The 26,812-nt window shown below is 68.6% G+C and carries 28 protein-coding genes and 1 pseudogene; 7 read left to right on the top strand and 22 right to left on the bottom strand.

The window, feature by feature from the left end:
• The 7 genes from smc to sepIVA all read right to left on the bottom strand — a co-directional run.
• The coding region (gene smc / locus JWP83_RS24120) for a chromosome segregation protein SMC (protein ID WP_297735978.1) at window positions 1-2,517 on the bottom strand (2,517 nt) is incomplete at its 3' end.
• Window positions 2,518-2,697: 180 nt separating this feature from the next.
• Entirely contained in the window at window positions 2,698-2,991 is a 294-nt protein-coding gene (locus JWP83_RS24115) for an acylphosphatase (RefSeq protein ID WP_297735975.1), read from the bottom strand.
• On the bottom strand, window positions 2,978-3,391 hold the full coding sequence (locus tag JWP83_RS24110) for an OsmC family protein (protein WP_297735972.1): 414 nt from the start codon (window positions 3,389-3,391) through the stop codon (window positions 2,978-2,980). The genes JWP83_RS24115 and JWP83_RS24110 overlap by 14 nt, the downstream gene beginning before the upstream one ends.
• Window positions 3,392-3,506: 115 nt before the next feature.
• Entirely contained in the window at window positions 3,507-4,388 is an 882-nt protein-coding gene (gene mutM, locus JWP83_RS24105; RefSeq protein WP_297735969.1) for a DNA-formamidopyrimidine glycosylase, read from the bottom strand.
• 119 nt (window positions 4,389-4,507) lie between these two features.
• The gene (gene rnc / locus JWP83_RS24100) at window positions 4,508-5,221 is read right to left on the bottom strand and encodes a ribonuclease III (protein WP_297735966.1); all 714 of its coding nucleotides are present in this window, start codon (window positions 5,219-5,221) and stop codon (window positions 4,508-4,510) included.
• Window positions 5,218-5,817: a DUF177 domain-containing protein gene (locus JWP83_RS24095; RefSeq protein ID WP_297735963.1), complete on the bottom strand. Its 600-nt coding sequence runs from the start codon at window positions 5,815-5,817 to the stop codon at window positions 5,218-5,220. Before JWP83_RS24095 ends, rnc begins: the two co-directional genes overlap by 4 nt.
• Before the next feature lie 48 nt (window positions 5,818-5,865).
• Entirely contained in the window at window positions 5,866-6,603 is a 738-nt protein-coding gene (gene sepIVA, locus JWP83_RS24090) for a cell division protein SepIVA (protein ID WP_297735960.1), read from the bottom strand.
• A gap of 344 nt (window positions 6,604-6,947) precedes the next feature.
• On the opposite strand from sepIVA, the gene JWP83_RS24085 reads away from it, so the two are divergent.
• Entirely contained in the window at window positions 6,948-8,138 is a 1,191-nt protein-coding gene (locus JWP83_RS24085) for a permease (RefSeq protein WP_297735957.1), read from the top strand.
• Between the two features lie 221 nt (window positions 8,139-8,359).
• Window positions 8,360-9,286, top strand: coding sequence for a formyltetrahydrofolate deformylase (gene purU / locus JWP83_RS24080; RefSeq protein ID WP_297735955.1), 927 nt, complete (start codon window positions 8,360-8,362; stop codon window positions 9,284-9,286).
• A gap of 6 nt (window positions 9,287-9,292) precedes the next feature.
• Here purU and coaD read toward each other — a convergent pair whose 3' ends face one another.
• The 5 genes from coaD to JWP83_RS24055 all read right to left on the bottom strand — a co-directional run bounded on the left by coaD (window position 9,293) and on the right by JWP83_RS24055 (window position 12,994).
• Complete coding sequence (gene coaD, locus JWP83_RS24075) at window positions 9,293-9,775, bottom strand: pantetheine-phosphate adenylyltransferase (protein WP_297735952.1); 483 nt, start codon at window positions 9,773-9,775, stop codon at window positions 9,293-9,295.
• 24 nt (window positions 9,776-9,799) lie between these two features.
• Window positions 9,800-10,354 carry a 16S rRNA (guanine(966)-N(2))-methyltransferase RsmD gene (gene rsmD, locus JWP83_RS24070; protein WP_297735949.1) on the bottom strand — a complete coding sequence of 185 codons (555 nt, stop codon included), beginning with the start codon at window positions 10,352-10,354 and terminating at the stop codon, window positions 9,800-9,802.
• Window positions 10,355-10,364: 10 nt separating this feature from the next.
• Window positions 10,365-10,967 carry a vitamin K epoxide reductase family protein gene (locus JWP83_RS24065; RefSeq protein WP_297735998.1) on the bottom strand — a complete coding sequence of 201 codons (603 nt, stop codon included), beginning with the start codon at window positions 10,965-10,967 and terminating at the stop codon, window positions 10,365-10,367.
• A 44-nt stretch (window positions 10,968-11,011) separates the two neighbouring features.
• Window positions 11,012-11,770, bottom strand: coding sequence for a DsbA family protein (locus JWP83_RS24060; RefSeq protein WP_297735946.1), 759 nt, complete (start codon window positions 11,768-11,770; stop codon window positions 11,012-11,014).
• A 111-nt stretch (window positions 11,771-11,881) separates the two neighbouring features.
• A complete protein-coding gene (locus tag JWP83_RS24055) occupies window positions 11,882-12,994 on the bottom strand; it encodes an alpha/beta hydrolase (protein WP_297735943.1) in 1,113 nt (370 codons plus the stop codon).
• 170 nt (window positions 12,995-13,164) lie between these two features.
• On the opposite strand from JWP83_RS24055, the pseudogene JWP83_RS24050 reads away from it, so the two are divergent.
• Both JWP83_RS24050 and JWP83_RS24045 read left to right on the top strand, forming a co-directional pair.
• Window positions 13,165-13,295: pseudogene (locus JWP83_RS24050) on the top strand (oxidoreductase); the annotation flags it as partial.
• A gap of 6 nt (window positions 13,296-13,301) precedes the next feature.
• Window positions 13,302-14,147, top strand: coding sequence for an aldo/keto reductase (locus JWP83_RS24045; RefSeq protein WP_297735995.1), 846 nt, complete (start codon window positions 13,302-13,304; stop codon window positions 14,145-14,147).
• A gap of 24 nt (window positions 14,148-14,171) precedes the next feature.
• Here JWP83_RS24045 and JWP83_RS24040 read toward each other — a convergent pair whose 3' ends face one another.
• The 3 genes from JWP83_RS24040 to JWP83_RS24030 are packed head-to-tail and all read right to left on the bottom strand — an operon-like array spanning window position 14,172 to window position 18,747.
• On the bottom strand, window positions 14,172-14,882 hold the full coding sequence (locus JWP83_RS24040; protein WP_297735940.1) for an HNH endonuclease family protein: 711 nt from the start codon (window positions 14,880-14,882) through the stop codon (window positions 14,172-14,174).
• Entirely contained in the window at window positions 14,879-17,098 is a 2,220-nt protein-coding gene (gene recG / locus JWP83_RS24035) for an ATP-dependent DNA helicase RecG (RefSeq protein WP_297735937.1), read from the bottom strand. The genes JWP83_RS24040 and recG overlap by 4 nt, the downstream gene beginning before the upstream one ends.
• Window positions 17,099-17,100: 2 nt before the next feature.
• Entirely contained in the window at window positions 17,101-18,747 is a 1,647-nt protein-coding gene (locus JWP83_RS24030) for a DAK2 domain-containing protein (protein WP_297735933.1), read from the bottom strand.
• A gap of 321 nt (window positions 18,748-19,068) precedes the next feature.
• Between JWP83_RS24030 and rpmB the strand changes: the two genes are divergently transcribed.
• Complete coding sequence (rpmB, locus tag JWP83_RS24025) at window positions 19,069-19,263, top strand: 50S ribosomal protein L28 (RefSeq protein ID WP_260744676.1); 195 nt, start codon at window positions 19,069-19,071, stop codon at window positions 19,261-19,263.
• 30 nt (window positions 19,264-19,293) lie between these two features.
• Here rpmB and JWP83_RS24020 read toward each other — a convergent pair whose 3' ends face one another.
• Complete coding sequence (locus tag JWP83_RS24020; protein ID WP_297735927.1) at window positions 19,294-19,788, bottom strand: MarR family winged helix-turn-helix transcriptional regulator; 495 nt, start codon at window positions 19,786-19,788, stop codon at window positions 19,294-19,296.
• 136 nt (window positions 19,789-19,924) lie between these two features.
• On the opposite strand from JWP83_RS24020, the gene JWP83_RS24015 reads away from it, so the two are divergent.
• The gene (locus JWP83_RS24015) at window positions 19,925-20,869 is read left to right on the top strand and encodes an NADP-dependent oxidoreductase (RefSeq protein WP_297735924.1); all 945 of its coding nucleotides are present in this window, start codon (window positions 19,925-19,927) and stop codon (window positions 20,867-20,869) included.
• An 81-nt stretch (window positions 20,870-20,950) separates the two neighbouring features.
• On the opposite strand, the gene JWP83_RS24010 is transcribed toward JWP83_RS24015, so the two are convergent.
• From JWP83_RS24010 to JWP83_RS23995, 4 genes are read right to left on the bottom strand one after another with little or no spacing between them, the layout of a single operon-like run.
• Window positions 20,951-21,880 (bottom strand): NADP-dependent oxidoreductase, encoded by a 930-nt coding sequence (locus tag JWP83_RS24010; protein ID WP_297735921.1) that lies wholly within the window; start codon window positions 21,878-21,880, stop codon window positions 20,951-20,953.
• Window positions 21,881-21,885: 5 nt separating this feature from the next.
• Window positions 21,886-22,569: a uracil-DNA glycosylase gene (locus JWP83_RS24005; RefSeq protein ID WP_297735919.1), complete on the bottom strand. Its 684-nt coding sequence runs from the start codon at window positions 22,567-22,569 to the stop codon at window positions 21,886-21,888.
• Window positions 22,566-22,856 (bottom strand): DUF1330 domain-containing protein, encoded by a 291-nt coding sequence (locus JWP83_RS24000; protein WP_297735916.1) that lies wholly within the window; start codon window positions 22,854-22,856, stop codon window positions 22,566-22,568. The genes JWP83_RS24005 and JWP83_RS24000 overlap by 4 nt, the downstream gene beginning before the upstream one ends.
• Window positions 22,857-22,875: 19 nt before the next feature.
• A complete protein-coding gene (locus JWP83_RS23995; protein WP_297735913.1) occupies window positions 22,876-23,850 on the bottom strand; it encodes a thiamine-phosphate kinase in 975 nt (324 codons plus the stop codon).
• 184 nt (window positions 23,851-24,034) lie between these two features.
• Here JWP83_RS23995 and JWP83_RS23990 point away from each other — a divergent pair, with 184 nt between their 5' ends.
• A complete protein-coding gene (locus JWP83_RS23990) occupies window positions 24,035-24,550 on the top strand; it encodes a DUF3515 domain-containing protein (protein WP_297735990.1) in 516 nt (171 codons plus the stop codon).
• Here JWP83_RS23990 and JWP83_RS23985 read toward each other — a convergent pair.
• Together JWP83_RS23985 and JWP83_RS23980 are read right to left on the bottom strand one after the other, a co-directional pair.
• Window positions 24,547-25,656, bottom strand: coding sequence for a D-alanine--D-alanine ligase family protein (locus JWP83_RS23985; RefSeq protein WP_297735910.1), 1,110 nt, complete (start codon window positions 25,654-25,656; stop codon window positions 24,547-24,549). The two genes, JWP83_RS23990 and JWP83_RS23985, sit on opposite strands and share 4 nt — an antisense overlap.
• Window positions 25,657-25,735: 79 nt before the next feature.
• The gene (locus JWP83_RS23980) at window positions 25,736-26,755 is read right to left on the bottom strand and encodes an NAD(P)H-dependent glycerol-3-phosphate dehydrogenase (RefSeq protein WP_297735987.1); all 1,020 of its coding nucleotides are present in this window, start codon (window positions 26,753-26,755) and stop codon (window positions 25,736-25,738) included.
• Window positions 26,756-26,812 lie beyond the last annotated feature (57 nt).

Raw genomic sequence — 26,812 nt, 5'->3', positions numbered from 1 at the left:
GCGCGCCTGCTGGGCCCGCAGCCGCGCTTCGCGTTCGGCAGCGGCCGCGCGCCGCAGGGAGTCCGCCCGCCCCCGCACCGCGTTGGCGCGCTCCTCGGCGGTCCGCACCGCCAGCCGGGCCTCCACTTCCACGCCGCGGGCGTGTTCGGCGGCGGCGGCGATCTGCTGGCGACTCACGGGTTCCGCCGCGTGCACGTGCTGGGTCTCCTGGGCGTTGCGCAGCCGGGTTTCCAGCGCGGTGACCTCGTCGACGGTCTGCGCGCGCCCGGCTTCGGCCTCCTCGCGCTGGCGCAGCAAGCGGTTCCACTCTTCTTCGGCCGCGCGGGCGTCCTGCCCGAGGCGGCCCAGCTGCTCGTACATCGCCGAGATCGCGGTGTCGGATTCGTTGAGCGCGGCCAGCGCCTGATCGGCCGAATCCTGGCGGGCGGCCTGCTCGGTCAGTGCGCCGGACAGGGCGGCGCTCAGCTGCGCCACCTGCGCTTCCGCGGCCGTCAGCTCGCCGGCGGCCTTGTCGATTTCCGAGGTGAGCTCCAGCGTGGAGAGCTTGCGGTCCGAACCCCCGCTCACCCAGCCGGCGCCCACCAGGTCACCGTCGAGCGTGACCGCGCGCAACTGTGGCCGGGCCGCCACCAGGTCCAGCGCGTCGCCGAGGTCGTTGACCACCGCGACGCCGGACAGCATGGCCGTCATCGCCCCGCGCAGCCGCGGGGGCGCCTCGACGAGATCGAGCGCCCACAGCGCGCCGTGCGGCAGCGCGGCGGCGGGCGCGGGTTCGGGATGGTTTTCTGGGCCGGGCCAGTCGCCCAGAACCAGGGCCGCGCGGCCCCCGTCGGCCTGCTTGAGGGCGGCGACCGCGGAACGGGCCGCGCCGAAGCTATCGGCGGCCAGCGCGTCGGCCGCCGATCCGAGCACCGCGGCCAGCGCCGCCTCGTAGCCCAACCGCACCTTGACCAGCTTGGCGATCGGGCCGAAAAGCCCTGTGCCAGCGTGGTTTTGAGCGAGCCACGCCGCGCCGTCCTTGCGTTCCAGGCCTACCGAGAGCGCGTCGATGCGGGCGCGCAGCGAAGCCACTTCCCGTTCAGCACCCCGCTCGGCGGCCTGCAGCTCGGCGACGCGTTCGTCGGCCAACCGCAACGCGGCCACGGTCCGCTCGTGGTGCTCATCGAGGCCCACCTCGCCCTGGTCCAGTTCGCCCACGCGTGCCTGCACGGTCTCGAACTCGGCCCGGGTCTGCTGCGCGCGGGTGGCGGCCTCTTCGATGCGCTCGGACAGCCGCGCGACGCTGTCATCGATCGATTCGACGCGCGCCCGCATGGTCTCCACCTGGCCGGCCAGCCGCGCCAGGCCCTCGCGCCGGTCCGCCTCCGCGCGCACCGCCGCCAGGTGGGCCCGGTCTGCCTCGGCGGCCGCGCGCTCGCGCTCGGCCAATTCGGCGCGCGCGGCGTCCAGGCGGGTCCGCGTCGCGGCCAGCTCGGCCAACAGCCGCTGCTCGGTCACCTCCACCTGCTGGGCCTCGGCTTCCAGCTCCTCGGGCTTCCTGGGATCGGTGTCACCGGTCATCACCGGCTCGACGTCGAGATGCTGAGCGCGTTCGCTGGCGATGCGCACCGTGGCGGCCACGCGCTCGGCCAGGGCGGACAGCCCGAACCAGGTGTGCTGCACCGATTCGGCCCGGCCCGAGAGCTCGGTGAGCGCGGTCTCGTGCGCGGTCAGCTCCTCCGAAGCCACCGCCAGGCGGGAGGCGGCCTCGTCGTGCTCGCGGCGCATGAGGGCCTCGGCCTCGAAGATCGCGTCGCGCTCCACCTGCCGGCTGACCAGGTCGTCGGCGGCCAGCCGCAACTTCGCGTCGCGCAGGTCGGCCTGGATGGTCTGGGCGCGACGGGCCACCTCGGCCTGGCGGCCCAGGGGTTTGAGCTGGCGGCGCAGTTCGGTGGTCAGGTCGCTGAGCCGCGCCAGGTTCGCCTGCATCGCGTCGAGCTTGCGCAGCGCCTTCTCCTTGCGCTTGCGGTGCTTGAGCACGCCCGCGGCCTCTTCGATGAACGCGCGGCGGTCCTCGGGTCGCGACTGCAGGATCTCGTCGAGCTTGCCCTGCCCGACGATGACGTGCATCTCCCGGCCGATGCCCGAATCGCTCAGCAGCTCCTGGACGTCCATCAAACGGCAACTGCTGCCGTTGATTTCGTATTCGCTGGCACCGTCGCGGAACATCCGCCGCGTGATCGACACCTCGGAGTACTCGATCGGCAGCGCGTTGTCGGAGTTGTCGATGGTGACGGTGACTTCAGCGCGGCCCAGCGGGGCCCGCGAGGAGGTGCCGGCGAAGATGACGTCCTCCATCTTCCCCCCGCGCAGCGTCTTTGCCCCCTGCTCGCCCATCACCCACGCCAAGGCGTCGACGACGTTGGACTTGCCGGAGCCGTTGGGCCCGACGACGGCGGTGATGCCCGGCTCGAAGCGCAGAGTCGTCGGCGATGCGAAGGACTTGAAGCCCTTCAGCGTCAGACTCTTGAGGTACACGGCGTGCCAGACTACCGCTCAAGTCGCCAGGGTCAGCTTCACCGAGGAGTGTCGGCCTGCCCGAAATATGCCTGTGGTTTACAGCTGGACGCACTGGCCACAGTGGCCACATCAGTCACTCGGAGAAGCCATGTTGCCTTCTGAAACGTGATAGCGCCGCCGCTATCACAGCCGGCGGTGTCAGCGCTCAACGAAACCGTTGAACTGCTCTTGCGGCTCCGACCATTCAGCGACCACCTCGTCGACGTGACCCGGCCGGGAAGGCGACGCGGCGCCGCCCTCCAGCAGCTGCAGCAGTCTCTCGGCGGCCTCGCGCGGTCCCTGTGCGACCACCAGCACGCGGCCGTCGGCCAGGTTGGCGGCATAACCGGTGAGGCCGAGCTCGAGCGCCCGGCAGCGGGTCCACCAGCGGAAGCCGACCCCCTGGACCCTGCCGCGCACCCAAGCGGTCAGCCGGACGTCAGGCTCCGACATCGACGATCTCGAAGTTGACGGTCGTGCCGGATTTGAGCGTGCGCCCGACGGTGCAGACCAGATCGACCGCCCGGTTGGCGACCAACAGCAGGCGCTCCTTCTCCTCCTCGGAGAGTCCCGACATGTCCAGCTCGAGAATCTCCTCGAGCAGCGGATAGCGTTCCTGTTCGCGGTCGGCGGCGCCGGACACCTTGACCACGGCCTTGTAGTCGTCGCCCAGCCGGCGCGCCAGCGGCTCGTCGGTGGACATTCCGCTGCACGCTGCCAGCGCGATCTTGAGCAGCTCGCCGGGGGTGAACACGCCCTCGACGTCGTCGGAGCCGATGAGCACCTGCGCGCCGCGCGAGCTGTATCCCGTGTAGCGGCGCGATCCGGTGCGTTCCACCCACAGTTCCGTCATGGCTTCTTTTCTACCGGGCGGACTTTGCGCCGGCGGGCCCGTCGAGTGTGCGTTGAGGGCTTTGAGCGTGATCCCGTGGTGAAAAAGCCGGCGAATTCCCGCCGCACACGCACAATCAAAGCCCTGAACGCTCACTCGAAACACGGGGCCGCGGCTGGCATCTCGGGCAGTAGAACGAGGAACGGTTCATGAACTTCTCCCGGCGCATCACCGCGCCGCAGCGCCGGCAGGGTTCGCCTTCGCGGCCGTAGGCGTCCAGGGACCGGTCGAAGTACCCCGACTCGCCGTTGACGTTGACGTACAGCGAGTCGAACGAGGTGCCGCCCTTGACCAGCGCGTCGCGCATCACGTCGGCGGCGGCGTCCAGCACGGCGATCAGCTGGCGGCGAGTCAGCGTGGCGGCGACCCGCGCGCCGTGCACCTTGGCCCGCCACAGCGCCTCGTCGGCGTAGATGTTGCCGATCCCCGACACCACCTGCTGATCGAGGAGCTGCCGTTTGATCTCGGAATGCTTGCGCCGCAACACCTTTACCACCGCGTCGGCGTCGAAGCGGGGATCCAGCGGGTCACGCGCCAGGTGGGCGACCGGCAGCGGAACCACGCTGCCGTCGACACTGACCAGGTCGGCGAGCATCCACCCCCCGAACGTCCGCTGGTCGGCGAAGCTCAGCACGGTCCCGTCGTCGAGCAGCGCGGAGATGCGGACGTGGTCGGCGCGCGGCACCTCCCCCAACAGCATCTGCCCGCTCATGCCGAGGTGCACGACGAGCGCTGTGTCCGCGCCGTCGGGACCGTCCAGCAGCAGCCACAGGTACTTGCCGCGCCGATCGGTTCCGGTGATCTTCGCGTCGAGCAGCCGGGCGGTGAGGTCGGCGGGCCCGGCCTCGTGGCGGCGCACCGCGCGCGGATGATGCACCCGGACCGCGGTGATCTTCTTGCCCACCACGCGGGCCTGCAAGCCGCGGCGCACCACCTCGACTTCGGGCAGTTCGGGCATTCAGTGATGATCGCAAGCGCGGCGAAGCCGGGCGCAGCGGGTCATCACCATCGATCCAGTGATGATCGCAAGCGCGGCGAAGCCGGGCGCAGCGGGTCATCACCATCATCACCGTCGACCTAGACGGACGTTTTCCCCGCGGGGTCCAGCACTTCCAGCGCTTTCCAGGTTGCCGCGGCGGCCTTTTGCTCGGCCTCCTTCTTGGAGCGGCCCATGCCCGACCCGTATTCGGTGTCCATCACCACGACCACCGCGGTGAACTCCTTGTCGTGGTCCGGCCCGGTGGAGGTCACCATGTAGGACGGCGCCCCCATGCCACGCGCCGCGGTCAGCTCCTGCAGGCTGGTCTTCCAGTCCAGACCGGCTCCCAGCGTCGGCGCAGCGTCCAGCAGCGGGCCGAACAGCCTCAGGATCACCTCACGCGACGTGTCGATTCCGTGCTGCAGGTAGATCGCGCCGAGGAGCGATTCCATGCCGTCGGCCAGGATGCTCGACTTGTCGGCCCCGCCGGTGTTCGCCTCGCCCCGCCCGAGCAATAGATGCACGCCGAGACCCCCTTCGGACAAATTCCGCGCGACGTCGGCCAGCGCCTGGGTGTTGACCACGCTGGCCCGCAGCTTGGCGAGGTCGCCTTCGGATCGATCTGGGTGGCGATGGTAGAGCTCGTCGGTGATGATGAGGCCCAAGACGGCGTCACCCAAGAACTCCAGGCGCTCGTTGGTCGGCAGCCCGCCGTGCTCGTAGGCATAGCTGCGGTGCGTCACGGCCAGTGAGAGCAGCTCGTCGGGGAGGTCGACCCCGAGCGCATCGAGCAGGGCTTGCCGCGAGCTCACCGCTCGTCCCCCGGGATGTCCGGGTCGGACGGCAACATCTCGGCCAACTTGGACCACCGCGGGTCGATGCGATCGTGGTGATGGCCGGGCTCCGCCGCGAGCGCAACACCGCATTCGGGGCACAACCCCGGGCAATCCGGCGTGCACACCGGCGCGAACGGCAGCTCCAGCCCGACGGCGTCGACGATGGGCTGCTCCAGGTCGATGGTGTCGTCGACGATGTGACCGACCTCGTCTTCCTCGGTGGTCGCCTCGGTCGTGCTGTCGGGGTAGGCGAACAGTTCGGTCAACCCGACCTGCACACTCCCGGTGACCGGCGTCAGACAACGGGAGCATTCGCCGAGGGTGGGCGCAGCCACCGTTCCGGTCACCAGCACGCCTTCGGACACCGACTGCACTTGCAGGTCCAGTTCCAACGGGGCGCCCCGGTCGATCGCGATCATGTCCAGTCCGATGCGCGACGGGCTGGGCACGGTTTCCCGCAGAGTGACCATCGCGCCCGGACGCCGCCCCAGCCGGGTGATGTCCACCGTCATAGGCGCGGCTGGCCGTGGCGCTCCTCGGCGGGTCCTTGTAGTGCTGTGCTGCCGCGTCATAGAAGAAATCCTACGGCGCCCCGCGAGTAATGAAAGGGCGCGGACGGGCTAGCGCGTCGCGTAGTCGTGGGTCCCGGCGGCCGTGCGGAGCTGGTGGCGACCGCGTCCCACGGAACGCAGCGTGCCGTTGAGGAACTCCTCGAACTCGGCGAGCTTGTTGTCGACGTAGATGTCACACTCGCCCCGCAGCCGATCGGCCTCGGCGTGCGCGGTGTCGATGAGGCGGGTGGCCTCGGCGTTGGCCGCCTGCACCACCTCGTTCTGCGAGACCAGGCGCTGCTGCTCCTTGATGCCCTCCTGCACGGCCTTCTCGTAGGAGATGTTGCCGTTCTCGATCAGCCGATCGGCTTCGGCCTGGGCGCGGCCGACGCTGGCCTCGTACTCGCGTTTCGCCGCCGTGGCGATGCGAATCGACTCCTCGCGAGCCTCTCCGACCATCCGCTCGCTGTGCTGGCGCGCCTCGCTGACCATCCGGTCCGCCTGCGCTTTCGCGTCGGACAGGAGCCGGTCCGCCTCGGCACGGGAGTGGTTGAGCATCGACTCCGATTCCGTGGTCGCCGAGGAGACCATGGATTCGGCATGCGACTTGGCGTCCTGCAGCATCGAATCACGCGCGTCGAGCACGTCCTGGGCGTCGTCCAGTTCGCCGGGGATCGCATCCTTGATGTCGTCGATCAGCTCCAGCACGTCGCCGCGGGGGACCACACAGCCGGCCGTCATTGGCACGCCGCGCGCCTCTTCGACGATGGCGCCCAATTCGTCCAGCGCTTCAAAAACTCGGTACACGGCCATACCCTCCTGGCGTCGTTGTTGTTACCAGTGTGCCTGCTGTTACCTCTGTGACAGTGGTGGCGACGCCGGTGTGTCGGGCATTTGCTCGCCGAACCCGCATGTCGCGAGTGAAATTCATCGATTTGCCCGTTCACGCCGTGCCGCGGGCCCGACCGCCACGCGGGGTTTCTCAGTCCATATTTTTTTGCCCAGTCCCCGCACCGATTGTGCAGCCATTCTAGGGACCAGGACCGCCCGAGCCTCGAAATCGGCCCACTCCCGCCTTGCTTTATACCCCCCTGGGGTATAGATTGACCGACTGACGGACGCGGCTCCGAACGACCGAAGCGGAGGACTCAGTGAGGGTGCTGGCGGCGATCGGTCATGGCCTGGGCTTGGCGGGGTCGATGACGTGGGAAATCCTGTGGGCGCTGATCCTGGGCTTCGCCCTGTCGGCGGTGGTGCAGGCCGTGGTGCCTCGGTCGACGATCGTGACCCTGATGGGTGACGACCGGCCGCGCACGCTGGCGGTGGCGGCCGGGCTGGGAGCGGCGTCGTCATCGTGCTCCTACGCCGCGGTGGCTCTGGCGCGCTCGCTGTTCCGCAAGGGTGCCAACTTCACCGCTGCGATGGCGTTCGAGATCGGTTCGACGAACCTCGTGGTTGAGCTGGGCATCATCCTGGCGCTACTGATGGGCTGGCAGTTCACCGCCGCGGAATTCGTGGGCGGCCCGCTGATGATCGTGGTGCTCGCCGTCCTGTTCCGGCTGTTCGTGCGGTCCCAGCTCGTCGAGGCGGCCCGGGAGCAGGCCGAGCGCGGAATCGCCGGCTCGATGGAAGGCCATGCCGCCATGGACATGTCGATCCAAAAGGAGGGCTCATTTTGGCAACGGCTCTTCTCCCCGCAGGGCTTCACCTCGGTCTCGCACGTGTTCGTCATGGAGTGGTTGGCGATTCTGCGCGACCTCGTCGTGGGCCTGCTGATCGCGGGTGCCATCGCGGCGTGGGTACCCGAAAGCTTTTGGCGGAGCTTCTTTTTGACCGATCACCCGGGCTGGTCCACGGTGTGGGGGCCGATCGTGGGACCGCTCGTGGCGATCGTGTCCTTCGTCTGCTCGATCGGCAATGTGCCGCTGGCCGCGGTGCTGTGGAACGGGGGCATCAGCTTCGGCGGTGTCATCGCATTCATCTACGCCGACCTGCTGATCCTGCCGATTCTGAACATCTACCGCAAGTACTACGGCACCAGGATGATGCTGACGCTGCTCGGCACCTTCTACGCCGCAATGGTCGCCGCCGGTTACCTCGTCGAATTGCTATTCGGTGCAACGGGTCTGGTTCCAAAGCAGCGCAACGCCAGGGTGATGGAAGCGTCGATCTCGTGGAATTACACCACCTGGCTCAACATTGCGTTCCTTGTCATCGCGGCAGTGCTGATCGCCCGGTTCGTCACCACGGGGGGGCTTCCCATGCTGCGCATGATGGGCGGATCCCCCGAGCCGGCAGATGGTCATCATGATCACAGCCATCAATGCGACGAACGGCCGTAAACATCACATGACGCGAATGCCTTAACTGACGAAAGCCACGATGAGCTTCTCACGAACAACCGTCAAGTGCACCAAATTCTCCCCCTTGCTGGGTCGGTCGAAATCTACAGGTGCGTCTTTGTCCGATTTCAGGTGCGGCGCACTATGGGCAGTATCCTGGGCCTGCGGAAATTTCAATCTGTCGGTCCCGCTAGCGGGACCCATCGGCTAAGGAAGCCATGATGGCGGACTCCGGGATGCCAACGCCGACGGGGGCTGGTGACTATCCGCCACCGCCTTGCGGCCCACCGCCACCGGGCGACATCGGCCGGCTGTTGCTGCGCTGCCACGACCGGCCGGGACTGATCGCCGCGGTGAGCAACTTTCTGGCTCAGGCCGGCGCGAACATCATTTCGCTGGACCAGCATTCCACCGCCCCGGAGGACGGAACATTCCTGCAGCGCGCGATTTTTCACCTGCCTGGCCTGACCGCCGCCAGGGACGAGCTCGAGCGCGACTTCGCCCGCACCGTCGCCGACAGATTCAACATCGACTACCGATTCACCGAGGCGGCCAAGCCCAAGCGCGTCGCGATCATGGCGTCGAAGGAAGACCACTGCCTGTTAGACCTGTTGTGGCGCAATCGTCGCGGCGAGCTTCAGATGGCTGTTGCGATGGTGATCGCCAACCACCCGGACCTGGCCGATCACGTGCGCCCCTTCGGGGTGCCGTTCATCCACATCCCCGCCACCCGTGCGATCCGCGCCGAAGCCGAACAGCGTCAGCTTCAGTTGCTCAGCGGCAACGTGGATTTGGTGGTGCTGGCCCGCTACATGCAGATACTGAGCCCGGCATTCCTCGACGCGGTCGGCTGCCCGCTCATCAACATCCATCACTCGTTCCTTCCCGCCTTCACCGGCGCGGCACCCTACCAGCGCGCCCGCGAACGCGGTGTCAAGCTGGTCGGCGCCACCGCCCACTACGTCACCGAGGCGCTCGACGAGGGGCCGATCATCGAACAAGACGTCGTGCGCGTCAATCACACCCACACGGTCGACGATCTGGTGCGCATTGGTGCCGACGTCGAACGCGCGGTGCTATCCCGTGCCGTGCTGTGGCATTGCGAGGACCGGGTTATCGTTCACGACAACGAAACCGTCGTTTTCTGACGGCTCTCAGGGCCGGTCCGAAAGCTTCTCGCGCAACCGGCGATTCACAGGTTCGGGCAGAAGCTCCGTCACGTTTCCGCCGAACATCGCGACCTCTTTGGCCAGCGACGAGGACACGAACGAATAGCGCGGGGTGGTGGCCACGAAAAACGTGTCCACACCGGCGATGTGCTTGTTCATCTGCGCCATCTGCAGCTCGTATTCGAAGTCGGTGCCGGTGCGCAGGCCCTTCACGATGGCGGTCATGCCGCGCGACCTGACGAAGTCGACCACCAGACCCTCGCCGGCCTCCACCCGCAGGTTGGGCAGGTGCGTCGTCGACTCCTCGATCATGGCGATCCGCTCGTCGAGGTCGAACATGCCCTTCTTGGCGGGGTTCGCCAGGATCGCCACGACCACCTCGTCGAACTGGGCCGAGGCGCGTTCGAAGACATCGATGTGCCCCAATGTCACCGGGTCAAAAGAACCGGGGCATACCGCGCCGCTCATGACGAATGACGGTACACGCCTGGCTCACCCGAATTCGGCCAGCTCCAGACGGGTGTCGCCGTAAATACGCTCGGCCCACCCGGACCAGCCCGCCGGCCACGTCAGCGCCGCGCCGCCGGTCGCGCGCTCTACCGCCGCAACGGTTCGCTCGCGCACCCAGCCGCGCGCGGTCAGCGTGGCCAGCACGGCGTTCATCTCCGCGGCGTCGATGTCGTAGGGCGGGTCGGCCAGTATCAGGTCCACCGGAGACGCGGCCCCGGCGGCCAGGACGGTCGCCACCGTGCCGCGGCGCAGGGTCGCGCCGGCCAGGCCCAGCGCCTCGATGTTGCGCGCGATGACGGCCGCGGCGCGCTGGTCGGATTCCACGAAGAGCGCGGAGGCGGCCCCGCGCGACAGCGCCTCCAGCCCCAGCCCGCCCGAACCGGCGTACAGGTCAAGCACCGTCAGGCCGGTCAGGTCCCGCCGCGCGGTGACGATGTTGAAGAGCGATTCGCGCACCCGGTCGGTGGTCGGCCTGGTTCCCCGCGGCGGGACCGCGATGCGCCGGCCCCCGGCGACGCCGCCGATGATCCGGGTCACGCGCAGGCGTTCACAAGAGCGTCGACCAATAGTCCCAGAACCGCACCATGATCAGCAGAAACACCGCCGTGAACCACAGCGCGGCGATCGACCACCGCCACTGGTACAGCACCCGCACCGGACCGGTCTGCCGGCGTTGCAGCGCCGGACGAAACGCGACCGAGGCGACCACCACCAGCAGCGCGATGGTGACCACCCAGACCACCATGCAGTACGGGCACAACGCCCCGATGCGATACAGGCTCTGGAAGATCAGCCAATTCACGAACGCCGAACCGATCAGCACCCCGACCGTCAGCACGGCCCAATACCATTGGGGCAGAGGCACTTTCGCTACCGCCAAGACGCCGGTGACAATCACCACGGTGAAGCCCACCAGGCCGAGCAGCGGGTTGGGGAATCCCAGAATCGACGCCTGCGGCGTCACCATCACCGACCCGCACGACACGATCGGGTTGATGTTGCACGACGGCACGTACGACGGGTTGAGCAGGATTTCGATCTTCTCCACCGTCAGGGTCAGCGACGCAGCCAGGCCGATCACCCCGGCGATGAGCACCCACCACGCGCTGGGCGCGGCGACGCGCGCCCGGCCGGGCGAATCCGGCGTCAGGTCGCCGCCGTCCTCGGCGCGCTGGGCCGACACCGGGGTTGTCGTCACTGCGCGGGAGCGACGGCGGTGTCTATGCCCGGCACCTCGCCCACTATCGACTTGATCTTGCTGACCAGCGCGTCGGGCGTCGACGGCTCGTAATTGTCGCCGTTGATCTTGATGGTGGGGGTGGCGTTGATCTTGGCAGCCGCCGCCTCGCCGGTGACCTTGGAAAGGTACTTGCCGCTGTTGATGCAATCGGGGACCTTGCCGACGGCGCCGGCTTCGCGGGCGAGTTCGATCAGCCGCGCGTTGTCGGGGAAGCTGGTGCCGGTCTCGCTGGGCTGGATGTCGGCGCTGTACAGCGCGCTGTGGAAACGGCGGAAAGCATCGATGGATTCGTCGGCGACGCACAAGGCCGCCGCGCCCGCCCGCGACGAATAGTTCTGGTTCTTCGGGCTGTCCAGAATCGACACCATGGAGTAATCGGCCGCGATGGCGCCGACGTCGATGAGGTTGGAAACGGTCGGCCCGAACGTGCGCTCGAATTTACCGCAGGCCGGGCACAGGAAGTCCTCGTAGAACGCCACCACGGCCTTCGGGTTGCTGGACCCCGGCTGGGTGACCAGCTTGCTCGACGTGACCCGCACGGTGTCGCCCTCGCCGGTGGCGCTGCTCTTCTTTTTGTGGCTGACGGCCCAGTAGACGACGCCGACCAGGAGGAGTATGACGAACGCGGTGCCGGCGATCTGGATGAGTCGGCCGGATTTGCCGGTACCGGGCTTCAGGTCGTATCGCGGGGGGCGTTTGGGTTTGTCGGCCACGGGTTCGCTGATCCTTCGATGCTGGCTTGTCCGGCGGTCGGACAATGACGCTCTAGACAATGATGAACGCTTGAGAGGCGCCTCTAGCGTACCGGCGCTCGGCCCGGTGAATCAGGCACGGCTCAGGTGGGCACGCAGCGCCGAAATCAGTTCGCTGGTCCCGACGGCGCTGTCGCCGCCCAGCTGGAACAGATTCGCGAAGCCGTGGGTGAGCGAGCCCATGTAGCGCAGGTCCACCGCCGTCCCGGCGGCCTCCAGCGCCGCGGCGTAGGCCTCGCCTTCGTCGCGTAACGGGTCGAAGCCTGCGACCGCGATCAGTGCGGGCGCCAGCCCCGACAGCGACTCGGCCAGCAGCGGTGACACGCGCGGATCCTCCCGGTCTAGCCCCGAACGTCTCAGGTACTGAGACTCGAACCAATCGATGTCGCGCCTGGTCAGCAGGAAGCCGCGGGCGAACAGGCTCATCGACCTTGTTTTGGCGGTGAGGTCGGTCCGCGGGTAGATCAGCCACTGCAACACGGGGGCGGGTCCGCCGTCGTCGCGGGCCAGCTGGGAGACGACGGCGGCCAGATTGCCGCCGGCGCTGTCGCCGCCGACCGCGACCCGCCCGGGGATCGCGCCGAGTTCACCGGCGTGCTCGTGTGCCCACTTGAAGGCCGCGTAGGCATCCTCGACCGCCGCCGGCGCCGGGTGCTCGGGAGCCAGCCGGTAGTCGATCGACAACACGTGGATGCCGGCGTCACGACACGTCAGCCGGCACAGCGCGTCGTAGGTGTCCAGATCGCCGATCACCCAGCCACCGCCGTGGTAGAAGACCAGCAGTGGCGCGGCCGCAACACCGGCCGGACGGTAGTGGCGCGTGCGGATCTCACCGGCCGGTCCGGGCAGCGAGAGCTCGTCCACCTCGACATGAATCTGCGGTCCGGGAAGTTCCATCGACAGCTGGCGCTTGTTGGCTCGGGAAGCACCCGCGTCGTCGTCGACGACCAGGCCGTCGATGCCGACGGCGCGCAACCCGGACAGCATCAGCTGCAGCGTCGGGTCCAGCGTGTTGCCGTCGATGATCACCGAGCGGCCGCCGAACAGTGCCCGCTTGGCGGGGGCCGGAATCCACGGAATGACCTTGATACCGATGGTGGAGACCGCGCCCTGCATGCGGCTCGTCCACCGCATCGGTGCGCGTTTCTCTCTAAGGTCGAGCGCCGGCGCGAGACCCTTGGCCATGACTTCTCCTGCTCCCCTACTCACGCCGAACGACGGTTATCCGATACCCCGTCGATTCCGGCGTGCGTGCGACCACCCTACGTCGTGACCACATTGCCGAATTCCGACCACGACGAGTACGGCACGCACAGGTGTTGATTAGGTGGTGTTTCCAGTGGGTAATATCGTGAGTCCCCAAGTCGGTGAACGCCACACGGATTGCGAGCAACTTCGACGTGTTCGATTTCGAACTCATTGCTTCGCTCGACGACGGAACCCGACCGGGCCGGATCCACGAACCTTCAATTTCACAGGTAGGTGAATGACGTTGACTCGCGAGTCGGGCGCCGCCATACCCTCGATAGCTCTCAATGACGAAAACACCATGCCGGTGCTCGGCCTGGGGGTCGCCGACTTGTCGGAGGACGAGGCTGAGCGGGCGGTGTCGGCCGCTCTCGAAGTCGGCTGCCGGCTCATCGACACCGCCGCCGCCTACGGCAACGAAGCGGCCGTGGGCCGCGCCATCGCGGCTTCCGGGATTCCACGCGCGGAGCTGTTCGTCACCACCAAGCTCGCCACCGAGGACCACGGTTTCAGCAAGGCCCCGGTGGCCTGCAGCGCCAGCCTGGAGCGACTCGGCCTGGACTACGTCGACCTCTACCTGATTCATTGGCCGGCCCCGGCGCGGGGCCAGTACGTCGACGCCTTCGGCGGCATGATCCAATCCCGCGGAGATGGCCATGCCCGCTCGATCGGCGTATCCAACTTCACCGAGGACCAGCTCTCGACGGTCATCGACCTGACCTTCGTCACACCGGCGGTCAACCAGATCGAGCTGCACCCACTGCTCAACCAGGGCGATCTGCGTAAGGCGAATGCCCAGCACAACGTCGTCACGCAGTCCTACACGCCGCTCGCACTGGGGAAGCTGATCGATAACCCGACGGTGACCTCGGTGGCCGCCGAATACGGCAAAACGCCGGCCCAGGTGCTGCTCCGGTGGAACGTGCAACTGGGTAACTCGGTAATTTTCCGCTCGAGCAAGCCCGAGCGCATCGCCGGCAATCTGGACATCTTCGATTTCGAATTGGCCGGCGAGCACATGGATACGATCGACGGCCTCAACGACTGCACCCGGCTGCGCCCGGATCCGGACACCTACGACGGCGCTTGATCCGTTGCCGCCGCGTCGGCGGCGCTACCCCGCCGGGCAGGTGCCCGCGGCCTGACGCAGCACTCCTGCCGACGGCTGGTCCAGCGCCAACTGGTAACCGCGCAGCACGGTGATGAACTGCATCGCGTATTGACACGCGAACGCGGTGTTCGGCGGCATCCATAGGGCCGGCGGCGAATCGCCCTTGTCCTGATTGGCCTGCCCTTCTACGGCCAGCAAGTTGGCCGGATCGTTGGCGAATCGCAGCCGCTCGGGCAGCGGCCAGTTGTAGGCCCCCATGTCCCAGGCGTAGGCCAGCGGGACGATGTGGTCGATCTGCACGGCTTCGCCGACCTTGGCGCCCCGCTGAAACGCCACGGTGGTGTTGGTGTACGGGTCGTGCAGGGTTCCGGTCGCCACCGCGTTCGGACACCGCTTGATCGAAACGTACGTCTTGTCGACGAGGTCGCGGTTGAGGATGTCGTCGCGGGTGTCACACTCGTTGTGCCCGAGCGGGGCGTCGTTGTTGTCGTCCCAGGCATCGCCGAACGCCGCGCGGCGGTAATCGTACCGATGGGCCCGCTCGGGCAGCACCGCGACGCCCGCGAGCACATCGGTGCCGGGTTGCACGGTGGGCACGTCCGCGCGGGCGGCGACTTCGGCACGCTTGGCCGACAACGATCCCAGCGTCTGATAGGCGACCAGCACCGCGAGCACCGCGGCCGCCGACAACCACAGCAGCAGCTTTCGGTTCATGATTTATCGAGGTAGTCGATTCGGTCAGTTTCGGTGAAACGCGCTGCCATCAACCGTAATTCGGGATTCGAGGGGTCCTGCTCGTAGGCCCGGACGCAGAAGTCGCGGGCGGCTTCGATGTACGTTCCGTGATCGGCCAGCGACAGCAGCCGCAGGGTGATGGCCCTGCCGGATTGGTTGCGGCCCAGCACATCCCCTTCGCGGCGCTCCTTGAGGTCCAGGTCGGCGAGGGCGAACCCGTCCATGGTCTCGGCGACGGCCCGCAGCCGCCGACCGGCCTGCGATTCCGGGGGGACCCAGCTGGCCAGCAGACACAGGCTCGGATGCTGCCCGCGGCCGATGCGGCCGCGCAGCTGATGCAGCTGGCTGATCCCGAACCGGTCGGCGTCCATCACAAGCATGACCGTGGCATTGGGGACGTCGACACCGACCTCAATGACCGTGGTGCACACCAGCACATCGATTTCACCCGCGCGAAACGCGGCCATCGCGGCGTCCTTCTCGTCGGCCGACAACCGTCCGTGCATCAGCCCCAGGCGCAGGTCCGCCAGCTCCCTGGAGCGCAATCCGTCGAAGAGTCCCACTGCGGTCGACGAACGCCTGCCGGCCTCCTCTCCTTTTTCCGCGTCGTCGGTCTCGTCGATTCGGGGCGCCACCACATACACTTGGCGGCCCGCGGCGGCCTCCTCGATGATGCGGTGCCAGGCACGGTCGAGCCACGCGGGCCTGTCGCCGACGAAGATGACGTTGCTGCTGATCGGCTGGCGTCCGCGCGGAAGTTCGCGCAGCGTCGAGGTCTCCAGGTCGCCGTAGACGGTGAGCGCGACGGTGCGTGGTATCGGCGTGGCCGTCATCACCAACAGGTGGGGGGTGACGCCCGGACGGGCCTTGGCGCGCAACTGATCTCGCTGCTCGACACCGAACCGATGCTGTTCGTCGACCACCACCATGCCCAGGCTGTTGAAGTCCACCGCGTCCTGCAGCAGCGCATGGGTCCCGACGACGATGCCGGCCTGCCCGCCGGCGACCTCGTCGCGGACCTGCTTCTTCTGCGCCGCGGTCATCGAGCCGGTGAGCAGCGCCACCCGGGTGGCGTTTTCCGCCCCGCCCAGCTGGCCGGCCATCGCCAACTCGCCGAGCACGTCGCGGATCGATCGGAGATGTTGCGCGGCGAGGACTTCCGTCGGCGCCAGCAGCGCGCACTGGTAGCCCGCGTCGACCATCTGCAGCATCGCCAACACCGCAACGATCGTCTTGCCGGAGCCGACCTCACCCTGCAGCAGGCGGTTCATCGGACGGGTGGACGCGAGCGCCTCGGAAAGTACGTCGAGCACTTCGCGCTGCCCGGCGGTCAGTTCAAACGGCAAGCGGCGCAACAGTTCCCCGGCCAAGCCTTCCGGCCGCGGCGGTGCCGGCGGCCCCGACTCGGACAGCTCACCGTGCCGGCGGGCGGCCAGCGCCCACTGCAGGCCGACGGCCTCGTCGAACGTCAATCGCTCACGCGCCCTTTGACGTTCGCGCTCGTCCTCGGAGACATGGATGGCGCGCAGCGCCTTGTCTTCGGAGATCAGGCCGAGTTCCGCGCGCAGGTCTTCCGGCAGCGGATCGACGACGGGATCCAGGACGTCGAGCACCTGTCGCACGCAGGCGAAGATGTCCCAGCTCTGCAGTTTCGCGCTGGCGGGGTAGATCGCGAAGAAGCGGCGTTCGTAAGCGTCTATGACCTCTTCGGCGCTGGTGGCTCGTGACGCGTGGGCGATCTTGGCCAGCGACCTGGTGCCATGGGTCTTTCCGTCCGGCGAGTCGAGGACGAGAAACGCGGGGTGGGTGAACTGCATGGTCCCCTTGTAGTAACCCACTTCCCCGGACAGCATCACCTTGGTGTTTTTGGTCAGATCCTTGCTGATCCAGCCCGCGTTGAAAAACGTCGCCGTCACCTTGTTGCGTCCGCTGCCAACGGTGATGCGGCAATATTTCTTCTTCGGGTCCTTATTCATCTGCTTCGTCACCGCATCGGTGATGACGTCGACGATGGTGATGTGCTCACCCTCTTCGGGCCGCTCGTCGTCGAAGCCCCAGCGGGCCGCGCCCTCGGAGTAGCCGCGCGGGTAGTGCCGGAGCAGGTCGTCGACGGTGCGGATGCCGAACTCGTCGTCGAGCAGTTTCACCACCTTGCCGCCCACGACGTAGTCCAGCCGGTCGGACAGTGACGCCACGGCTACTCCACCCCGATCAGCAGGACATCGCCGCGGTGGCCGGTGCGGTACGCCATCAGCTCGGTTCCCGGGTGGTTGTCGTGCACGTGGTCTTGCAGGATGTCGCCCACAGAGTTGGAGGCTTCATCCTCGATGCCGGCGCCGATCAGCACGGTCACCAGGTCGCCGCCGGATGCCAGCAACAGATCGAGCAGGCCGATCGCCGCCCCGGCCACATCGGCGGCCACGATGAGCACCTCGTCGCCCGCGATGCCCAGGCCGTCGCCCGGCTGGCAGCGACCGGCCCAGGTCAACGCGCTCTCGGTCGCGATGCGTACCGAGCCGTGCCGGGCCGCGCCGGCGGCGCGGGCCATGGTGAAGCCGTCGTCGACCGCCTGCCTATCGGTGTCGTGAACGGCCAGCGCGGCCAGCCCCTGCACCATCGACCCCGTCGGTATCGGCACCACGTCGATCCCCCACCCGATGGCCGCCGTGCAGCCGGCCACTAGCTCCTCGGCGGGCACGTAACCGTTGGGCAGCACCATCACCTGGGCGGCGCCGGTGTCGACCACGGCCCGCACCAGCTGGTGGGCGCTGACGTCCATGGCCAGATCCGGCTGCAGCACGCACGCGCCCTCGCCGGCGAACAGCTCCGCGGCGCCGTCGCCGTCGACGACGGCCAGCACGGCCCGTTCGCGCGTCCAGCCGCCGGCGGGCAGCCCGGTGGCGCCGGAGCTCAGCGCCGAGATGACGATGCGGCTGAGGCGCCCGGCCACCAGTCCCGCCTCGACGGCGGCCCCGGCGTCGTCGGTGTGCACGTGCACGGAGTAGCTGTCGGGCGCGGCGGATTCCTGCGCGGCCGCCTGAGCGATGGCCACGGATTCGCCGAGGCCCTCGAGCCGATTCCGCAGCGCGTCCGCGGCCAAGGAATCGCAGCCGTCCAGCCGGTACATGACCTCGAACTGCGGCGCCGGGTGTGCGGCGGCCGTTTCGGGCCGCGCCGCGCGCGGCGATAGCTCGTACACGGTTCGTGGGGGCGCGTGCCCGGTGATGGTGGAACGCAACGCGTCCAGCAGCACCAGCAGGCCGCGTCCGCCGGCGTCCACCGCGCCGGCGTGGGCGAGCACATCGAGCTGCTCGGGGGTCTTTTCCAGCGCGACCACCGCCGCGTCGCCGGCAGCGGTGATCGCCGCGGGCAGTCCCTCGTCGGCGCACGCCTCGACGGCGTCGGCGGCGGCCCGCAACACCGACACGATGGTCCCGGGTACTTCCTCGCCGCCCATCGACGTGATGACCAGCTCGACGCCGCGCTGCAGCGCCGCCCCGAAGGTAACGGCGTTCATGTGGGGCAGCTCGCCACCGGAGTCTGCTGCCGCGGCCGCGGTGACATCGGCGATGCCGCGCAGGAGCTGCGACAATATCACTCCAGAATTTCCACGGGCGCCGTTCATCGCACCGGCCGACAGTGCCGCCGCCACCCGCGCCACGCACCGGTCGGCGCCGGCTCCCGCGTTGGCCTCCGCCAGCGCGGAACGCATGGTGAACAGCATGTTGGCACCGGTGTCCGAATCGGCGACCGGGAACACGTTGAGCCGGTTGATCTCGTCGATGTGGGTGATCAGGTCGCTGACGGCGGTATGGGCCCAGTCCCGAAGGATCACCGCGTCCAACAGGGCATCCCTGGACGCACCAGACGCATCAAAAGCACCCTCCGAGGTGCCCAAGTGACCCACCTCCCTCCGCGCCAGCCTCCCGGTGGGCGCCAGCGTAGCCCGGCGACGATACGCACGGCTTCAGGCCGCGGCCGCGCGCCCGCGGGCCCGGGTGAACCGGCCCATTGAGCCTAGCCAGCAGGGGCGACAGCACCGGTCGCACGCCGTCGGCCGTTTTGGTGGTTGCCCATGTCAGTCGGTATCCTGGGCAGGCCCGGGTCACCCTGGGCCGTGCCGGCCGGTGGCCGGACCCCCCGAACATTTTGAGGAGTTTGAACAATGGCCGCTGTGTGCGAAATCTGCGGGAAAGGCCCCGGCTTCGGCAAGTCGGTGTCGCACTCTCACCGCCGCACCAGCCGCCGGTGGGACCCCAACGTCCAGACCGTGCACGTCGTGACCCGTCCCGGCGGCAACAAGAAGCGGCTGAACGTCTGCACGTCCTGCATCAAGGCCGGCAAGGTCGTCCGCGGCTAGCTGACTGTCAGCGGCACGCTGCTCGATTATTCAAGCCTCCGAAGCACGGTGCTTACGCGGCGCGGCAGAGCGGGGCGGTAGGGCACGCATGTGGTCGCGGGCGCGGCTCATTATCTCGCCCAGGGTGTGCACGTCTTCGTCCGAAAGCGAGTCGAACAAAAGGTTGCGTACCACCTGGATGTGGCCGGGTAGAACCTTGGCGACAAGGGCTCGGCCCGCCTCGGTGATGTCGACGAGTGTGGCTCGCTGGTCATCGGGACTGGCGTCGCGGGTGATGAGCCCCGCTTTTTCCAACAGTCCCGCCTGATGGGTCAGGCCGCTGCGGCTGTACACCACCCCGTCGGCCAGGTCGGTCATGGTGAGTTGCCCGTCGGCGTCGGCGAGTTTGGCCAAGATCTCGAACTGCACGTAACTGAGATCGCCTTCGGCCTTCAGCTGCTGTCGCACGGCGTACTGGAGCAGGCTGAATGCCTCGGTGAGGGCGAAGTACGTGCTCAGTTGCCCGGGCTTGAGGGCTTCCACCATGCCGCAATGGTACTGCTTCGATCTCGAAGCAATGAGACGACGATCACACCTTCCGCCGGGATTGCTTCGATCTCGAAGCAAGTTGCTTCTTCTGTAACCGCTTCAATTTCGAAGCAAATAGGTAGTGGAGGAAACCATGAAGGCAGTGCTTTACCACCGTTACGGCAGCAGCGAGGTGCTGGAATCCGCAGAGGTCCAGCGGCCGACCCCGGGAGCTGGGCAGGTTCTGGTGAAGGTGGCCGGGACCTCGTTCAACCCGGTTGACGCGGGCATCCGCGGCGGCTATCTGTCCGAGGTGTACGCGATCACCTTTCCGCACATCCCGGGTATCGACGTGGCCGGCACCATCGCCGAACTCGGCGACGGGGTGACGGGGTGGAACGTCGGCGACGCGGTCGTGGCGTTGCTCCCGTTGGACGCCGACGGTGCTGCCGCCGAGTACGCGCTGGCGCCGGCGGAGGTGTTGGCGGCCGCGCCGCGGTCGGTGGCACTGGCCGATTCGGCCGCGCTGCCGACCGTCGGGTTGACGGCGTGGCAGGCTTTGTTCGAAGTCGCCGGATTGAAGGCCGGGCAGACGATCCTGATCAACGGCGCCGGCGGAGCGGTCGGCGGCTACGCCGTCCAGCTCGCCAAGGAAGCCGGTGCCATCGTCACCGCAACCGCATCGGCGCGCAGCGTGGACCGTCTACGCGGCTACGGAGCCGACCGGATCATCGGCTACGTCGACTACACGGCAACACCGATCGCCGTCGCCGGACAGCCGTTCGACGTGGTGCTCAACTTGGTGAGCACGTCACCGGAGGAGACCGAGGCGCTCGTCGGCGTCGTCGCCGACGGCGGCTTCCATGTCGGCACCATGACGTCTGGGCTGGAGGATCCCGCGCGGGGGGTGCGCGCTCAGCGGATCTTCGTCCGTAGCGACGCCGCGCAGTTGGCCGGCCTCGTCAGCCGCGTCGACGCGGGACAACTGCGCATCGACGTCGCCGACCGCCGCACGCTGGCCGAGGCCGCCGCAGTGCACGACGCGGCCGACGCCGGCCGGCCGCCCGGCAAGACGATTCTCTCCCCCGCCGGTCAATAACACAGCGCATGTTGTCCCGCCGGCGGCGTCCGGCGGGACAACACCGTCCCATCCGGTCGAACGTCAGCGCTGCCGCGGCCGTCAATCCGGGACGACGATCACCGTCTTGCCCGCACGCCGGCCCGGGCGCCGGCCACTCTCGAACGCCTCCCTGCCCCGGTCGAGCGGGAACGTCGCGGCGATTTCCACGCGCAGCCGGCCGCCGTCCACGAGGGCGGCAAGCTCGTCGAGCTGACCCCGATTCGGGGTCACGATGAAAAACGTTGCCGTGACGCCGTACTCATCGGCGTTGCCCTCCGGAGGCGGCGCCGACAGGGTGACCAGCCGTCCGCCGCGGTGCAACACGGCAAACGATCGGTCCAACGTCTCGCCGCCGACGGTGTCGATGACGATGTCGTAGGGGCCGCTTTCGCCGAACGCCTCGGTGCGCACGTCGATCACCCGCCGCACGCCGAACCCGCCGAGGAACTCGCGGGCGTCGCTGCGCACGGTGGCGGTGACATGGGCGCCGAGGATGGCGGCCAGCTGGACGGTCAAGGCACCGACCCCGCCCGCCCCGCCGTGCACCAGGACCGCCTCCCCCGGTTGGACCGCGGCGTGGTCGATCAAGGCCTGCAGGGCGGTGAGCCCGGCCAGCGGTAGCGCGGCGGCGACAGCGTGCGACACGGTCGACGGCTTGGCGGCCAGGTCGGCCGCCGGCACCGTGACGTATTCGGCCGCCGCGCCGTCGCGGTCGAATTCGATCAGCCCGTAGACCTCGTCGCCGGCGTTGAAATCCGCTACGCCGGAGCCCACTTCAGAGATCACGCCGGACACCTCGTGCGACGGGATCACCGGGGTCCGGCCGACGCCGTCGCGGGTCCACGTCTCCTCCCACGTCAGCTCGTCGAACGTGATGGCCGCCGCGCGCACCGCGACCAAGACCTCGCCGGCCGCGGGGACCGGGACGGGCGCGCGATCGACGACCAGCACCTCGGGGCCGCCCCGGCGGTGTGCGCGCAGGGCGGTCATCGCGGTCAGGGCAACCGCCAATCGATCGGGTCGGCACCCATTCCCGCCAGCAGCTCGTTGGCGCGGCTGAACGGGCGCGAGCCGAAGAAGCCGCGAGACGCCGACAGCGGCGAGGGATGCGGCGACTCGATCGCCACGCAATCGCCTTCGGCCAGAATGGGTTTGAGCGTCGACGCGTCGCGGCCCCACAGGATGGCCACCAGCGGCCGGGACCGCTCGGCCAGCGCGCGAATCGCGCACTCGGTCACCGCTTCCCAACCCTTGCCCCGATGCGACGCCGGGTTGTTGGGGCGCACCGTGAGCACCCTGTTCAGCAGCAGCACACCGCGCTGCGCCCAGGGCGTCAGGTCCCCGCACTGCGGCTGCGGATGGCCCAGATCGGCGGCGTACTCGTCGAAGATGTTGGCCAGGCTTCGGGGCAGCGGACGCACGTCGGGTGCCACCGAGAAGCTCAGGCCCACGGCGTGCCCGGGGGTCGGGTAGGGGTCCTGCCCGACGATCAGGATCCTGACGTCGTCGAAGGGATAGGTGAAGGCGCGCAACACGTTTGGCCCCGCCGGCAGGTACTTGCGGCCGGCCTCGATCTCGGCGCGCAGGAATTGCCCCATCTGGGCGACCTGGTCGGTCACCGGCTTGAGCGCGGCCGCCCAGCCGGGCTCGACCAGCTCGCTCAATGGGCGCGCGGTCATTGCAGCCCTTGTACGAGCAGCGCCAGCGTGTCGGCGCCCGCCAGCCGGTCCTTCGAGATTTCCTGATATTCGGGTGATTGCGCGCGACCGCGAAAGGCGGCCTCATCCGGAAACGACATCAGCACCAGCTTCTCGCGGTCCCATTTGCCCTCGATCACTTCGGGAGACTCGTCGGCGGCCGGCAGCGTTCCCGGGTGACGACGGAAAATCTCCATGAACCTCGCCTGGTACCGGTCGTAGACCGCCCGGTCGGTTAATCGCAGCTGGGCGATCGCGTACACGGTCACGTTAATATTTAAAGACACCCTAGTACGACTGCCACCCGGCGTAGCCGCTCCACTTCGCGCCGTCGACGAGCACGCGGGCCGGCCCGTCGAGCACGCTCCCGATGACGCGCCACCCGACCGGCGGCGGCCCCGTGAAACACGCCGCCAGGGCATGGTCCTCACCGCCCCCGAGCACCCATGCCCAGGGGTCGGCGCCGACGGCGTCACCGGCCGCGGCCAGCACGTCGCGGTCCGCGCCCAGCGCCGCGGTGGACAAATCGATAGCCACGCCGGACGCCTCGGCGACATGCCGCAAATCGGCGATCAGGCCATCGGAGACGTCGATCATCGCCTGCGCGCCCGCGGCCGCGGCCACGGCGCCCTGGCCGTAGGGCGGCTCCGGCACCAGGTGACGACGCCGCAATTCATCGAATCCCTCGGTGCCGAGGCCAATACCTCTGTGCCACAAGGAATACCCGGCCGCTGAGCGGCCGAGTTCCCCGACGACGGCGATCACCGAGCCGGCTTTCGCTCCGGACCGCAACACAGGTACGCGGCCCTCGAGGTCACCCAGCACCGTCACCGACAACACCCACTGCGGGCAGCTGACCAGGTCGCCGCCGGCGATGCCGGCGCCGATCCGCCCCGCCTCGTCCCACATCCCGTCGACCAGCGCGTCCACCTGCGCGGCCGGCGTATCGCCGGGCGCCGCGAAGCCGACAACGAAGGCCGTGGCCCGCCCGCCCATCGCCTCGATGTCGGCGGCGTTCTGGGCGATCGCCTTGCGGCCGACGTCGCGGGGCGTCGACCAGTCCAGCCGAAAGTGCCGGTCCTGCACCAGCACATCGGTCGAGACCAGGGTGCGGCCGTCGCCCGCCGAGACCAGCGCCGCGTCATCGCCCGGCCCGAGCAGTACCGCGGCGGGTTGTCGGCGGCCCCGCACCAATCGATCGATGACCGCGAACTCACCGAGCCCTGCCAGCGTGGGGGACTCCCCCGATGCGTCGTCGCGCACGCCACCTCCTCCGGCGCGTCCCGGCCGGGTGCGCGCCACTGTACGTCGCCCGACCTGCGGTACGTTGGATCCCTGCCACGCGTGAGCGGACCGCGCCATTTTATGAAAGCAAGGAGGTGCGCGGGCGGTGACGACCGACCCCGTAACCGGCCCAGCTACCGATACCGGACCACCGCGCGCCGTGATGATCGCGGCGGTCGCGCTGGCCGTCGTGGCGATCGGCGTGATCCTGGCCATCGCGGCGACCCGCCAGGCGCCACCACAACCGGTTGCCGTCGCGGCCTTCCCTGCGCCGCAGGCGACCAGCGCCGCGTGCAAGGCGCTGGCCGACGCGCTGCCGCAGCGGCTGGGGGATTATCAGCGCGCACAGCTGGCGCAGCCGGCGCCCCCAGGCGCGGCGGCCTGGCGGGCCGGGCCGGACAGCCAGCCGGTGGTGTTGCGCTGCGGGCTCGATCGGCCCGCCGAGTTCGTGGTGGGGTCCCCGATCCAGATCGTCGATCGGGTGCAGTGGTTTGAAGTGGCCGCCGGCCAGCAATCCACGGGTGACGCCGCCAGGGCCACGTGGTACACGGTCGATCGGCCGGTGTACGTGGCGCTCACGCTGCCCTCGGGATCGGGACCGACGCCGATCCAGCAGCTCTCCGACGCGATCGATCGCACCATGGCGGCCGCTCCCATCGACCCGGCACCCGCGCGTTAGCGCAGACCCACGCCGCGGGCCAACGCCGTCTGGACCATGGTCGCGAGCAGGGTGGGATAGTCGACACCGCTGGCCGCCCACATCCTTGGGTACATCGAGATCGTGGTGAACCCCGGCATCGTGTTGATCTCGTTGATGATTGGCCCGTCCTCGGTGAGGAAGAAATCGACCCGGGCCAGGCCCTGGCAATCGATGGCCCTGAACGCCCGGATCGCCAACTGGCGCACCGCGTAGGCGATGTCGTCGTCGACCTTCGCTGGCACGTCCAATTCTGCTGCGTCGTCGAGGTATTTCGTCGCGAAGTCGTAGAACGAGTCCTCGCGTCCGCGCACGCCGGCCACCCGGATCTCGCCCAATGTGCTGGCTTCCACTGTGCCATCGGGCATTTCGAGTACGCCGCACTCCAGCTCGCGACCGCTGATCGCCGCCTCGACAATCACCTTCGGGTCGTGCCGGCGAGCGTTCGCGACCGCGGCGGGCAGCTGCTCCCAGCTCGAGACCCGGCTGACGCCGATCGACGAGCCGCCCCGCGCCGGCTTGACGAACACCGGCAGACCCAGCCGTTCGCAGTCCTCGAGACTCAACACCGCCCGCGTGGGGCGCAGCACCGCGTGCGGGCCAACCGGAAGTCCCTCGGCGACAAGGAGTTTCTTAGTGAACTCCTTATCCATCCCCGCGGCGCTGGCCAGCACACCGGCGCCGACGTAGGGCACCCCGGCGAGTTCGAGCAGTCCCTGGAGGGTGCCGTCCTCGCCGTAAGGGCCGTGCAACACAGGAAACACCACGTCGACCGACGTCAGAACATCACCGGCCCCGGGCGACAGCGAAATCAGCTCACCGCCGCGCCGCGGATCCGCTGGCAGTGCCAGCTCGGTGCCCGATTCGGCGGTCACCTGCGGCAGCTGCCGGTTGGTGATCGCCAGCGCATCGGGGTTGCCGTCGGTGAGCACCCACGAGCCCTGCGGGGTGATGCCGATCGCGACCACCTCGAAACGCTGCGGGTCGAGATTGCGCAGAATGCTGCCCGCCGACACGCACGAGATGGCATGCTCGTTGCTACGCCCGCCGAACACGACGGCGACGCGCACGCGCTCGCTGGCATTCACAACCTGGAGAGGCTACCGGGTAAAAGGCCCCTAGGTCGGGCGGCGGGCCGCTAGCTGGGGTTTCGCTCGCCGGGAGGCCTCATTCGGGCTTGGTCCTGCGGCCCAGCAGCAAAGCCATCGCCTCGTCCACGGACAGTCCCTTGTGGCAGACCCGGTGCACGGCGTCGGTGAGTGGCATTTCGACGTCGTAACTGGCTGCCAGCGCGAGCACCGACTCGCACGACGTCACGCCCTCGACGACGTGGCCGTCCCTCGCCTGCGTCGCCGATTCCATGGTCCCGCCGCGGCCCAGGCATTCGCCGAACGACCGGTTGCGCGACTGCGGCGAGCTGCAGGTGGCCACCAGGTCTCCCACCCCCGCCAACCCGGCCAGCGTCGCCCCCTTGGCGCCGAGGGCTATTCCCAGCCGCATGATCTCCGCCAGGCCCCTGGTGATGATCGCCGCGGCGGTGTTTTCGCCAAGCCCCACGCCGGCCGCCATTCCGCAGGCGAGGGCGATGACGTTCTTGCACGCCCCGCCGATCTCGGTGCCGACCACATCGCTGTTGGTATAGGGACGGAAGTAGCCGCTGTTCACCATGCGCTGCACGGCAACCGCGCGGCCGGAGTCGCTGCATGCGACGACCGTGGCGGTGGGCTGGCATTCGGCGATCTCACTGGCCAGGTTCGGCCCCGAAATCACCGCGACCTGTGTCGGGTCCACGCCGGTCACCGAAACGATCACCTGGCTCATCCGCATGAGGGTGCCCAGTTCGATGCCCTTGGCCAGGCTGACCAGCGTCGCGCCCTCGGGAACCGAGGGTGCCCACCGCTCGAGATTGCTCCGCATCGTCTGCGCCGGCACTCCCAGCAGCACCGTCGTCGCGCCGGCCAGGGCCTCGCTCGCGTCGGCGGTGGCACGGATGCCCGGCGGCAACAAGGTGCCGGGCAGATAGGCGGGGTTGTACCGGGTGGCGTTGATCTGCTCGGCGATCTCGGATCGCCTGGCCCAGAGCTTGACCGCCGCTCCCGGCCCCCCGGCGTCGACGAGCACCTTCGCCAGCGCCGTGCCCCAGGCACCGGCGCCCATCACCGCAACGGCGCCCTGAAAACCGGCCATGGCGCTGGCCATTCGATACCCCTATCTGTGACTCGACGGTGTGCCGTCACGCTACCG

This window comes from Mycobacterium sp., from assembly GCF_025965855.1.
Lineage (GTDB): Bacteria > Actinomycetota > Actinomycetes > Mycobacteriales > Mycobacteriaceae > Mycobacterium.
This window is presented reverse-complemented; position numbering and strand designations above follow the sequence as displayed.